We start from the raw sequence: 12847 nt of genomic DNA, 5'->3' as shown, positions 1-12847 counted from the left end.
CTTTATTGTCAATGTTGTGTAAAATAGATGTTAGATCATTTGTCTAATTTATCAATATAGAGGTAGATTGTGATAAATGACCTGCCAGAATTGTCGATACGGATATGACAAAACTAATGTAGAATAATAAATAATCAATTAGGTCGACAAAATATCCTGTTCTGTTGCAAGAAGAAAGACAATTCGGTAGAGGCGCTGGTGGTAACACCTACGCAAGGAGAACGATTATTCGTAACCATTTTATATCTCTTCGGAGTAAAAAGCGTAAACTGCAATCATTTGCAATTTACGGTGGAATGTTTTTATTGACTGTATCTTTTTTGGTCTACGGCAATAGTGGTAGTAATGTATCTGCTGAAAGATCAAAAACATTAGCATCGACTGAGATTGCTAGTACTTCTACGCCAACTGGGGCTACTAAGGCCAAGATCGCCTCGGTTGATAAGTTAGTTGCGGCTAGCGCTGTAACTAGTTTAGCTGAAACTGCAGAATTACCTTCAGCTGGTGATTTGCGCGAATCTGAAACCTCGTTGACGATTAAGAAGAACCTTTCTCAAAACGATGCGGAGGTTATAGCAAAGCCTGACATAGTTAAGCCAGATACTTCAGCGGCTCGTGGCATCTCTTCTTACGTAACCAAAGAGGGCGATACGATGGATGCTATTTCGAAGAAATTCAAGATTTCATCACAGACACTTCGCTGGGCAAACAATACGACCTCCGATGCCATAGAGCCAAATAAAACACTGGTTGTACCTCTTGTTGACGGCGTTGTCTATACCGTTAAGAACGGTGATACTGCTCAATCTTTGGCGGAAAAATATAAAACGAGCGCTGAACGTATCGTTTTGTATAATGATATTGACGACGGCTCTAGGTTATCTGTCGGTTCTCGAATCGTACTGCCTGGCGGTGAGCTTCCAGAGAACGAGAGGCCTGGTTATGTTGCGCCAAGAAGTAGGTCTTATAGCAATAGATATTCTTCTCTAGAGTCGTCCACTACTACGGGCGCAAGTCGAAATTGGCTGACCGCTTCTGTTGGTAATCGTTATGCGGCTGGTAACTGTACTTGGTATGCATATGAGCGTCGTTTGCAACTTGGTCGTCCAATTGGTAGTTTCTGGGGTCACGCTAAGGCTTGGAGTGCTAGTGCTCGTGCTGCTGGGCTCGTGGTTAACAATGTTCCAGCGCCGGGTGCTATTATACAGAATACTTGGGGTGGATTTGGTTACGGACACGTCGGTATCGTGGAGCGAGTAGATGGTCAGAATATCTATGTTTCGGACATGAATTATAAGGGTTATAATATTATATCTTCTCGTATCGTACCGCTTGCTGAGGTTGGCCGCTATAACTTTATTCACTAAAACTTTAAAATGACACCAGCGTAACACCCCGTCGACTGGCGGGGTGCTTTTTGATATACTAAAGATATGTTTGTGGATATTGCAAAAGTTTTAGTGCGTGCTGGTAGGGGCGGTAATGGAGTAGTTAGTTTTCGCCATGAGAAATACGTCGATAAGGGTGGTCCTGACGGTGGTGATGGCGGTCGTGGTGGTGATATTGTTTTTTTGGCGACGAAGGATCTTAATACGCTTTTGAATTTTAGATATAAGCCGGAACTTAAAGCTGAAAAGGGTGGTGATGGCGGAAAGCGTAATAAACGAGGAAAAAGTGGTGCGCCACTAATTGTTAAGGTGCCAATGGGGACTCTGGTGAAGCGCGACGGTATGGTAATTGCGGACTTGACCGAAGATCAGCAACAGGCGGTGGTGGCTCGCGGTGGAGACGGTGGATTCGGAAATGCTCACTTTACTTCCAGTACGCGCCAAACACCTAAAATTGCTGAACTTGGTGAGGCTGGCGAGGAATTTGAGGCAGAGTTGGAATTGAAGTTATTGGCCGACGTTGGTTTGGTTGGCTTTCCGAACGCTGGTAAGTCGACGTTCCTGAGCGTGGTTTCTAATGCGCGTCCGGAGATTGCTAACTATGAGTTTACGACACTGACACCAAATTTGGGAGTGGCTGATATTGACGATGGGTCGATTTTGATTGCTGATATTCCGGGGTTGATTGAGGGTGCATCAGAGGGTAAAGGTCTGGGTGATCAATTTTTGCGCCATGTCGAGCGAACGGCCGTGCTGCTTCATATGATTGATGTGTATAGTGATGATCCGGCGGAGAAATACCAAACAATCCGTCGCGAGCTGGAAAAATATTCTGAATCATTGGCGGAGCGTCCAGAGATAATAGCACTGACTAAATGTGAAGGCTTGGATGATGAGATTATTGCTATGCAGTCGACTGCCCTTCAAAAAGTAGCTAATGGCGCGCCGGTCGTGGCGATTTCTTCCCAGACACACGACGGAGTGACTGAGCTTCTACGAATGTTGCGCGATGAAGTTGCTGGGTATCGAGAACGTGAAGCTGAGATTGTTGATGAAAAAGAGGAAGGTTTGCCGACAATTTCGTTGGACGATCAGGTCATTTCTGATGCTTGGTCTGTAAGGCGTGTTTCTGATACTGAATCTAATGGGACTGACGATGAAGATGAGAAGATTGAGTTTATTGTTACGGGCGCTAAGATTGAAAAATTTGCTCGTCGGACTAACTTTGATCAGTTTGAATCTGTTAATCGCTTGCGAGATATTATGCGAAAAATGGGAATTACTCACGAATTATTGCGTCAGGGGGCGATTGGTGAAAGCTTGATTCAGATTGGCGAATCTATGCCGTTTACATTGGTTGAGCAATAGATTCTGCTGGTGTAAATTAGCGTGAGCTTGATGGTATAATATAAATATGGCGCAAACATTTTTCTTCTACGACCTTGAAACTAGTGGTCTTAATCCCAGGCAAGATCGAATTATGCAATTTGCCGGTCAGCGAACCGATATGGATTTGCAGCCGATTGGCGAACCATATAATATTCTCGTGACACTAAATGACGATACGCTGCCGAGTCCTGATGCGTTGATGGTGACGGGCATAACGCCGCAAAAAACTGTCGAAGAAGGTTATACTGAGGCCCAATTTGCGCGTATGTTAAGTGAGGAAATATTTACGACTGATACGATTGCTGTTGGATTCAATAACATCCGTTTTGACGATGAGTTTATTCGTCATTTGTTTTGGCGGAATTTTTACGATCCATACGAGTGGACTTGGAAAGATGGTCGGTCTAGGTGGGATTTGTTGGATGTGGTACGCTTAACCAGGGCACTTCGACCCGAAGGAATTGAATGGCCGATTGACGATAAAGGTGAGCCGAGCAACCGCTTGGAGCTCATCACTAAAGCCAATGGAATAGAGCATGAAAATGCCCATGACGCGCTAGCGGACGTGACCGCGTTGATTGCTGTAACTAAATTAATTAAACAGAACCAGCCGCAAATGTACGACTATTTGCTGAAAATGCGCGACAAGAAATTGGTCCAAAAACTGGTGAATGTTGATGATAAAAAACCTTTTGTTTATGCGAGTGGTCGTTACGACAAGGAATTCGCCAAAACGACCGTGGCTTTTCCGCTAACCACGAGTCGAAATGGTGGCGTGATTATTTATGATTTGCGTTATGATCCGACGCCGTTTGTTGATCTGAGCGTTGAGGAATTGTCGGCGAAGATATTTGCAACATGGGAAGAAAGGCAAGCCGAAGATTTCGTTAAATTACCAGTTAAGGAATTGCAATATAATCGCTGCCCGGCAGTTTCGCCGCTTGGTGTGTTGACTCAAGGTGATGGCTGGAAGAAGATTTCTCTGGATGCAGAAACTGTACAGAAGCACCAAGATATTTTACTTTCTCATCCAGATTTTGCCGAAAGGCTGCGTAGTATATTTGAAAATAAGCCAGAGTTTAAGAAAATGACCGACCCGGAAGCGCAATTATACGATGGGTTTTTGGATAATAGCGATCGAGTTCGCGTTGAAGCTGTGCGTAATGCTGACGAGCGCGAATTGGCTGACTTTCATCCGGATTTTCAGGATGAGCGATTGTCGCCACTATTATTGCATTATAAGGCGCGAAGTTTCCCTAATTTGCTTAGTGAAGATGAGTTACGACAATGGGAAGAATGGCGAACCGGGCATTTACAGGCGCAAATGCCGCAATTTATGAAATCTTTGCAGCGATTGGCACCTAGCGCAACTGATGAGCAACAGTTTATTCTGCAAGAATTGCAATTGTGGCTAGAATCGGTCTTACCTTCTGTTGACGCTTGAAATGTGGTTATGCTAAAATTGGAATAATTAGATAAAAAGTGGAATATTAATTAGGTAATTTAAGGAGGGTGGCTCTGATGTCGTTTAAGAGTAGGGGTCGTAAATTATATGTAAGTGTGATAGTGTTTATTTCAATGTTTGCACTTTCTTTACCGGCAATATTAGCACCGTTAGCCAAGGCGGAAAGTACGCCGTTGTATACTTGGAGGAATATAACTATACCTGGGCGGGGGGATATTTCGGAGTCGCGTGTTAGTCCAGACGGATCAAAGCTTTTTGTCTTGCAGAAAGATTTAGCTAGCGGTAGGGTTAATCTTCTGATTTCTGCGAATGATGGCGTAAGCTGGAGTACTTTCGCTGCACCAGAGGATGCAAATAGGCTGTTGGTTAACTCTGATGGCTCTAAGCTGGTCGTAAGGGGAAAACATGGTGAAAATGCTATCTATATCTCTACTGATGGTGGTCGAACTTGGACTAAGCGTAATCAGTTTGTTGCTGATACTGCACGCGTACTGATGAGTCCAGACGGCTCCACATTGGCTATGTATTGGGAGCATAGTCTCTATGCAGATCCTATGAGCATATCTACTGATGACGGCAATACTTGGGTTCCAAAGGGGAGTGAATATCCTGACTATGTCTTTAATAGCGGAAAGATGGCTCGTCGTAGTAATGACGGTACATTACGACAATCTACCGACTATGGTATGACTTGGTCTACAGTTGGAAGCTCTATTGATCGCGCTAATTTCAGCCATGATGGCAAAAGTGTGTTTGACGGCTTTCGTACGTCTATAGATAGTGGCGCTAACTGGAATCAGCTTCCTAAGTATCCTATAGATACTATACGCACTACCGAGCTGGGCGGTATTAGTAATGACGGTAAAAAATTGTTTGTTACATTTAAAAACGACTCTATAGACGATCCGTCTTTGCCAGTTTTCGTGTCTTCAAATGGAGGTAAAACCTGGCAGAAATGGGGTGATGAGGGTGTTTCTTTCTCGGCCGTCTCTATGTCTGCCGATGGGTCTAGAATATTCGCAACATCACAATTTACAGATCCAGACTATAAGTCTGTGTATCGCCTAGCAACCCTACCGAGACCTCAGCCTGCAACTCCTGGTGACACTGGTACGGGTACAGGCGGAGCTACTGCTCCATCAACTACTACCACTCCATCCACAGGTTCTTCGTCTTCGGGCACTTCAGCTGCCGCAACACCATCATCCACTTCCAGTAAAAAACCAGAAAAATCATCATCAAATCTTGCTGAAACAGGAGTCTCTATTTGGGTGGTCAGCGGATTAGCTGTTGTGGCTATCGCGGTTGGCGGATTAGCATTGAGAAAACGATTGTAGATACTATCATCATCCCCATAAATATCCATACTTCGTTGACTTTTGGTATATGGTTATGCTAAAGTTGTGGTGATAGCTTTGTGTAGTGAAAAAAGCAAATTGGAGGGGTGATGTTAACTAAGAGTAAAAAATACATAATACATAGAGGAATGTTATCCTTAATATTCGCATTTGCGCTATCAGTGTCGGCGATATCGTCGCCTTTGGTTAGGGCGGAGGAGTCTCCTAGGTATACGTGGAAGGATATAGTCGGAATACCTGGAGGTGATATACATAGTCCGCGAATTAGCCCTGATGGACTAAGGCTTTTTGTGAATCAACATACTGCTGGCGGCGAAAAATTGCTAACTTCTGTGGATAATGGCGCTACTTGGAGCGTGTATTCACCTCCCGTAAGTACGTCCGCAATGGCTATGGATAGAAGCGGTACTAAGCTTGTGGCTTCGTGGTTTAATCAGGATTTTCTATATTTATCAACTAATAGTGGATCCTCTTGGACTAAGACGCCGTCTTTTGCGGGTATTGTAAATACACTTCCTAGGATAAGTCCAGATGGCTCAATTTTGACTGCATGCAATCGGTATCTACAAGTTAAAGTGTTGTACGTCTCAATGGACAATGGAGCTACTTGGCTTCAAAAGGGTAGTGAATGTCCAGATTATGTATTGAACGATGGGAAGATGATACGTATAAATAGCGATAATTCAATAAGGAGGTCTAACGACTATGGTTTAACCTGGTCGACTATTAATACCGACCGAAGTAGACGGGCTGCTTTTAGTTATGATGGACAAAGCGCTTTTGACGGTGAAAATGTCTCTTTAGATGGAGGCGTTAATTGGAATCCTACGCCTGAAGTACCACCTCGATCCTCTAATAATAACATTTACGCAAAGGGTATTAGCAATGACGGAAAAAGAATGTTTGTTACGTTTATTCCTGCTAGCCCTAGCGATTCGGAGTCTCCAATGATGGTATCTTCGGATGGAGGTAAAACTTGGCAGAAATGGGGAGATGAGGGTTTTAGAGGTATTGCCGACATGTCGGCTGATGGTTCCAGGATATTTGCACTATCGGGTGATCCTCCTGGTGTTACTACTCGCCTAGCAACTCTACCAACGCCCCCATCTGTAACTCCTGGCGGTGCCGGCTCAGGTACGAGCGGAGCTGCCACTCCATCCACAGGCTCTTCATCCTCAGGCACTTCAACTACTGCGGCATCGTCATCCACTTCCAATAAGAAACCAGAAAAACCCTCAAACCTTGCTGAAACAGGAAACTCTATTTGGCTAGTTAGTGGGTTAGCTGTTGTCGCCGTTGTAGCTGGCGGATTAGCGCTAAGAAAACGACCGTAAAATTAACTCATAGACGGAGCGAGCTTTTGTGATTCAACTTCATGATCGGGCTCGCTCTTTTTCATACTGGAAAGTAGATAAATTGACAATAAAATAAGCTCGCTTTTTTGGTTTGGCGTAAAATAGCGGATTTTCCTGTTAATTCGTCGTTGCGCGATTTCGCTGGCAATGTCAATGGACTTCCAAAATATGGCAGAAAATGATTTTCTGATGATAATTGCCAGCGGTATGATAATTACCCAGAAAATAATCATTAAAATTGCTGGAAGGTTGATGTTTGTGAAGGGGATTTTCCCTAGAAAAAAGAAGAAAAAAAGCTGGTCAATAACAAAAGGTGCGATTAGTATCGCTCCGAGTGTTATAACTAAGTAAATGCCCAGCTTTCTCATAGATCTAACTGTAACAAATAAGATATTGACTTGCAATCATAAGCGTAATGTGTTTTAACTCCGATTTATGCCGACGGTTGGGCTGGAAAAAATTGTCAAAAACCTGTATAATATAGCGGTTATGACAGAGGTAATTCGTGTTAAAGGTGCTCGTGAGCACAATCTGAAAAATGTAGATATTGAGATTCCGCGAGATCAGCTGGTGGTGATCACAGGTCTTAGTGGATCTGGGAAATCCAGTTTGGCATTTGATACGATTTATGCCGAGGGTCAGCGTCGTTATATGGAGAGCCTTAATTCGTATGCGCGTCAATTTTTGGGCACAATGGATAAGCCTGATGTTGATTCGATTGAAGGGCTTAGTCCAGCAATTTCAATTGATCAGAAGTCGACCAGCCGCAACCCGCGATCTACCGTGGCTACAGTTACCGAAATATATGATTATCTGAGGCTTTTGTTTGCGCGAATTGGCGTGCCGCATTGTCCGATTTGTGGCAATGAAGTGACGCGTCGCACGACCGAGGTGATTATTGATGAGATTCTGCGACAATTTGTCGATAAGCGAATTTTGCTATTGGCGCCAATTGTTAAGAATAAAAAAGGTGAGTTTGCGCATATTCCGGAGCAATATCAGCGACTTGGTTATGCCAGAGTTCGCGTGGACAGCGTGGTGTACGCGCTGGATGAATTTCCGGAGTTACAAAAAAGCTACAAGCACAACATCGAGCTGGTTGTTGATAGGCTGGCGTTGACGGCGGAAATGCGATCTCGATTGAGTCAGAGTGTTGAGCAGGCGTTGGATCTAGGCCAGGGAGTCATCGAAGTTCTGGATGCGGATAGTGATGAAGTGAAGACGTTTTCACAAAGGTATGCTTGTGTTGATCATCCTGATGTTGATATCCCAGAGCTAGAGCCGCGACTGTTTAGCTTTAACGCGCCGCAAGGGGCTTGCCCTGTATGTACGGGTTTGGGATCGAGGTTAGAGGTTGATCCAGAATTGGTCTTTAATAACAATTTGACAATTTCCGAAGGCGCAATTCGACCGTATAATCGAATGAATTCTGACGCTTGGAATATGAAGCGATTGGCGTCTGTTGCTGAAGCTCACGGATTTAGTTTGAAAGTTCCCGTAGGCAAGCTTTCTGATGATGTTAAATATAAAATATTATATGGAACTGGTGACCAGAAATATCGCGTTGATTTGGGTGGCGGTCGACATTACGATACGACTTATGAGGGTGTTATTCCTAATCTGGAGCGGCGCTGGAAGGAAACTGATAGCGATTTTATGCGGCGAGATATTGAGCGATTTATGCGCGAGAGGGATTGCTATGCTTGTAAAGGTGCGCGCCTGAAACCTGTGGTTTTGGCGGTGACGGTTCATGAATTGAATATCGTTGACGTGTGCGATTTGAGTGTTGATGACGCGTTGGATTTGTTTGACGATAAGCTTCAATTGACTGAGCAAGAAATGACGATTGCTCGCTTGATTATGAAGGAAATTAAATCTCGTTTGGCATTTATGAGTAATGTTGGGCTGAACTATTTGGAACTAAGTCGAGCGGCTAACACGCTTAGCGGTGGCGAGGCGCAACGAATTCGCTTGGCGACGCAAATTGGCGCTGGACTTCAGGGTGTGCTTTATGTGTTGGACGAGCCGTCAATTGGACTTCATCAACGTGACAACGACAAGTTGATTGATATGCTGAAGCGCCTTCGTGATTTAGGAAATTCTGTGCTGGTGGTTGAGCATGACGAAGACACGATTCGTCAGAGTGATTTTCTGGTTGATATGGGACCGGGAGCTGGTGTGAATGGTGGTCAAGTAGTGGCAATAGGAACGCCTGAAATTGTTGCGAAAAATGAGAATAGTATAACGGGTCGCTATTTATCTGGGGCGGAAAAAATTGCCGTTCCGAAAAAGCGTCGCAAAGTTGTGAAAGATAAAAAGTTGATTGTTTATGGCGCTCGCGAAAATAATCTTAAGAACATTGATGTGGAGTTTCCTTTGGGGTTGATGACTGTAGTGTCTGGTGTTTCTGGTAGCGGAAAGTCGACGCTTGTGAATGACATTGTGGCGCGGGAACTAGCGGCGGAACTTAATCGCGCAACGACAGCGCCAGGGTTGCACGACTCTATAGAAGGTGTGAATTTGCTTGATAAGACGATTGTCATAGATCAGTCGCCAATTGGTCGAACACCGCGCTCTAATCCAGCAACATATACTGGGATTTTTACGCCGATTCGCGAACTTTTTGCTAGCACACCCGAGGCTAACGTCCGAGGCTATAAGTCTGGGCGCTTTAGCTTTAATGTTAAGGGTGGCCGCTGTGAAAATTGTCAGGGTGATGGTGTGATAAAAATTGAAATGCACTTTTTGCCGGACGTTTATGTTCAGTGTGACGAATGTCACGGCAAGCGCTATAATCGCGAGGCGCTGGAAATTAAGTATAAAGACAAGACGATTGCTGATGTTCTGGATATGACGATTGATCAGGCGGCGGAATTTTTTGACAGTGTGCCGAATATTGCACGTAAACTTCAGACGTTGGTTGAGGTTGGGCTTGGCTATATTAAACTTGGTCAGCCAGCAACTACTTTTTCAGGCGGTGAGGCGCAGCGAATTAAATTGGCAACGGAACTTTCTAAGCGTTCCACTGGAAAAACTATGTACATTCTGGACGAGCCGACCACTGGGCTTCATTCTGCTGACGTAAAGCGACTATTGGGGATTTTACAGCAATTGGTTGAGGGCGGTAATAGTATGATTATCATTGAGCACAATTTGGACGTCATAAAGTCGGCTGATTGGATAATTGATATGGGTCCAGAAGGCGGAATTGGTGGTGGTACCGTTGTGGCTTGCGGTACACCTGAAGATATCGCCAAAGTGCCAAATTCGTTCACTGGCAAATATCTGAAAAAGATGCTTTAAGATTATTTTTTACGCTTGGTTTTCGAGAGGAGAACCGACAATTGTCTTCTTAATAAAGCGCGAGTATTTGGTTGTTTCAAAGCATGAATAACCATTGGCGAGACAGACAAGAAGATGATGAGAATCGCTGCAACTTCAATATTTACGCCCGCTTTGGTCAAAAACTCGCCAGCGTAGAAACCTAGATAAACAAAGGCTGATGACCAAATAAATCCACCGATAAGATTGAAAGTTAAGAATGTTTTATAGTGCATTTTACTGGCGCCGGCAACGATTGGGGCGAAGGTTCTTACAATTGGTACAAACCGAGCCAGGACGATTGTCGCTGAGCCGTGCTTGTCGTAAAACTTTTCTGTTTGCTCCAAATATTTTTTCTTGAAGAATCGGGAATTTTCTTTTTCAAACAATTTACGCCCCACTTTGTGTCCAAAGCTATAGCCAACACTGTCGCCCAGCACTGCCGCTGCAAAAACCAAAAGTGCAAAAATGTGAATATCAATGTGTAGGATATTCTGCTGAACCATATATCCAGCAGTGAAAAGCAGACTGTCGCCAGGTAGGACGAAGCCGATTAATAAGCCAGATTCTGCGAAAACTACTAATAAAATTGCGAATACACCGAAGCTGGTTATCAAGTGAATAAAGGATTCCATATCCTAATTATATCACAATTAGCATGTGCGATTTTAATTATTCTTCGATGAATCCGCCAGATTGCCTTGCCCATAATTTTGCGTAAACACCGCGCTTTTTATTAATGAGTTTATCATGCGATCCGTCCTCGACGATTTTTCCATTTTTCAGGACAATTATACGATCCAACTTAGCAATTGTAGATAAGCGATGGGCAATGACAATTGAGGTTCGATTCTCCATTAACGTCTCCAGAGATTTTTGGATCAACGCTTCTGACTCAGAATCTAGTGCTGAAGTCGCCTCGTCGAGGACTAGAATCGGTGCATCTTTTAGGATTGCTCGAGCAATTGCAACTCGTTGTCGCTGTCCGCCAGATAATTTAATTCCGCGCTCGCCAACCATTGTGTCAAAACCGTCTTTAAGTCCAACGATAAAATCGTAAGCGCCAGCTTTTTTGGCAGCTTCTTCAATTTCTGTGTCCGTTGCATCAGGTCGACCGTAAGCGATGTTTTCGCGTACGGAGCGGTGGAATAGTAATGGCTCTTGCGGTACGTAAGCGATTTTTGCACGCAGGCTTGCTTGGGTGACTTCGGAAATATCTTGTCCGTCGATGGTAATTTTTCCCGAGTCAATATCAGCGAAGCGTAATAGCAATTTAGTGAGTGTCGTTTTTCCGGAACCGCTTGCTCCGACTAAACCTATTTTTTCGCCTGGTTTAATATCCAGAGAGAAATCGTGAAATAGAGTATCTCCTTGACCCTCGTCGTGCGTGAAAGTTATTTTGTCCATAGAGATTTTGCCACTTGCGACTTCCAGCTTTGAGCTGCTTTTATCGATCAATGTCGTTGGCGTTTGTAAGATTTCTACCATATCATTTGCGTTGCCGATAATTCGGTTGTAATTGCGCATAATTCCGTTCATGTTCCACAATTCATGTGCGACACTCCCAGTGTAGGTGATAATAAGATAAACAGACGCCACGGACACCAAATCATTCTGGGCTGTGTACACTGCGAAGGCGATTGCTCCAATTTTAATAACCATGTTGATTGACGAATATATAGTGCTGACTTTTAAGAATCCGCGCATTACGTCGAGGCTTGAGTTCCGCCAAGAATTGACGGTTTTTGTGAAAAATTTCTGTTCCGTAGCTTCGGCGCCAGATGACTTGACCGCTAGAACGTTTGAGATTACGTCGGCTAATTGTCCGTTTAATTTATTGCTGGCTTTGGCTTCTTTTTTTGTCAATTTCGCCATTGGCTTGGACCCGTAATAAACGACGAGGCTGAAGACAATTGAGAAAATAAGCAAGAATAACGCGTATTGCCAGAGGAGAGTTGATAGGACAATTATTGAACCGACCAGCGAAACAACTAGCGGTAAAACTGACCAAATTATCGTGTCCCAAAAACTTTCTACCGCGCCGACTAATTTATTTGTTTGGCTAACGAGCGACCCGCCGAATTTATTTGAGTGGAAGAATAATGTTTGGTTGGTCAATTTACTGAAGCACTGAGCGTATAAATCTCGTTGCATGGCGGTTTCAAATGTCCAGACGAGATATAAAACTAATCGCCAGCCGATGACGCTCGACCATAATTCACTGACGCCGTATAGGGCAATTAGTGTCCATAGGTTTTTTGCGTCGTGCAGTTGATTGTGTTGGATAATACTAAGAAGTTGAGCAATTATGAGCGGCCCGACAAAAATGGTAACCACGAGAGTCAACATCGCAAAAAATATTGCCAAGTTTCGGCGGTGTTTGTACTGCGCTGACGTTTTCCAGAATAGGCGAAATATTTCTTTGCTGTTCGGTTTGTTTTTCAAATCAATTCCTTTCAATGATAAATTAATATTTATAAACTGCGCAGAAAACTGAGCGTTCTTAATTATTCAAAAATGTATATTAGAGGAACTCGCCATCGGGAGTTCATAGACTTTGACTATTATATG

Annotated in this window: 9 protein-coding genes; 7 read left to right on the top strand and 2 right to left on the bottom strand. The window is 43.8% G+C overall.

The window, feature by feature from the left end; genetic code table 11:
- Positions 1-164 precede the first annotated feature (164 nt).
- The 7 genes from LR957_RS02410 (at position 165) to uvrA (ending at position 10258) form a co-directional block, all read left to right on the top strand.
- Complete coding sequence (locus LR957_RS02410; RefSeq protein WP_232272763.1) at positions 165-1367, top strand: LysM peptidoglycan-binding domain-containing protein; 1203 nt, start codon at positions 165-167, stop codon at positions 1365-1367.
- Positions 1368-1433: 66 nt separating this feature from the next.
- A complete protein-coding gene (gene obgE, locus LR957_RS02405; protein WP_232272762.1) occupies positions 1434-2756 on the top strand; it encodes a GTPase ObgE in 1323 nt (440 codons plus the stop codon).
- A 46-nt stretch (positions 2757-2802) separates the two neighbouring features.
- Positions 2803-4221: an exodeoxyribonuclease I gene (sbcB, locus tag LR957_RS02400; RefSeq protein ID WP_232272761.1), complete on the top strand. Its 1419-nt coding sequence runs from the start codon at positions 2803-2805 to the stop codon at positions 4219-4221.
- A 77-nt stretch (positions 4222-4298) separates the two neighbouring features.
- Positions 4299-5579 carry a WD40/YVTN/BNR-like repeat-containing protein gene (locus LR957_RS02395; protein ID WP_232272760.1) on the top strand — a complete coding sequence of 427 codons (1281 nt, stop codon included), beginning with the start codon at positions 4299-4301 and terminating at the stop codon, positions 5577-5579.
- Between the two features lie 149 nt (positions 5580-5728).
- Entirely contained in the window at positions 5729-6934 is a 1206-nt protein-coding gene (locus LR957_RS02390) for a WD40/YVTN/BNR-like repeat-containing protein (RefSeq protein ID WP_232272759.1), read from the top strand.
- Between the two features lie 189 nt (positions 6935-7123).
- Entirely contained in the window at positions 7124-7306 is a 183-nt protein-coding gene (locus LR957_RS02385) for a hypothetical protein (RefSeq protein ID WP_232272758.1), read from the top strand.
- 138 nt (positions 7307-7444) lie between these two features.
- Positions 7445-10258 (top strand): excinuclease ABC subunit UvrA, encoded by a 2814-nt coding sequence (gene uvrA / locus LR957_RS02380; RefSeq protein WP_232272757.1) that lies wholly within the window; start codon positions 7445-7447, stop codon positions 10256-10258.
- A 2-nt stretch (positions 10259-10260) separates the two neighbouring features.
- Here uvrA and LR957_RS02375 read toward each other — a convergent pair whose 3' ends face one another.
- Positions 10261-10911 carry a DedA family protein gene (locus tag LR957_RS02375; protein ID WP_232272756.1) on the bottom strand — a complete coding sequence of 217 codons (651 nt, stop codon included), beginning with the start codon at positions 10909-10911 and terminating at the stop codon, positions 10261-10263.
- A 37-nt stretch (positions 10912-10948) separates the two neighbouring features.
- Entirely contained in the window at positions 10949-12721 is a 1773-nt protein-coding gene (locus LR957_RS02370; RefSeq protein ID WP_232272755.1) for an ABC transporter ATP-binding protein, read from the bottom strand.
- Between the last annotated feature and the right edge of the window lie 126 nt (positions 12722-12847).

The organism is Candidatus Nanosynbacter sp. HMT-352 (assembly GCF_021222645.1).
In the GTDB taxonomy this organism is placed as follows: Bacteria; Patescibacteriota; Saccharimonadia; order Saccharimonadales; family Saccharimonadaceae; genus Nanosynbacter.
The sequence above is the reverse complement of the archived record's forward strand: the minus strand, read 5'-3'. Positions and strand labels throughout refer to the sequence as shown.

Coding starts and splice junctions, on each gene's coding strand:
- obgE (WP_232272762.1), top strand. CDS start 1,434: ATGTTTGTGGATATTGCAAAAGTTTTAGTGCGTGCTGGTAGGGGCGGT.
- sbcB (WP_232272761.1), top strand. CDS start 2,803: ATGGCGCAAACATTTTTCTTCTACGACCTTGAAACTAGTGGTCTTAAT.
- LR957_RS02395 (WP_232272760.1), top strand. CDS start 4,299: ATGTCGTTTAAGAGTAGGGGTCGTAAATTATATGTAAGTGTGATAGTG.
- LR957_RS02390 (WP_232272759.1), top strand. CDS start 5,729: ATGTTATCCTTAATATTCGCATTTGCGCTATCAGTGTCGGCGATATCG.
- LR957_RS02385 (WP_232272758.1), top strand. CDS start 7,124: ATGGCAGAAAATGATTTTCTGATGATAATTGCCAGCGGTATGATAATT.
- uvrA (WP_232272757.1), top strand. CDS start 7,445: ATGACAGAGGTAATTCGTGTTAAAGGTGCTCGTGAGCACAATCTGAAA.
- LR957_RS02375 (WP_232272756.1), bottom strand. CDS start 10,911: ATGGAATCCTTTATTCACTTGATAACCAGCTTCGGTGTATTCGCAATT.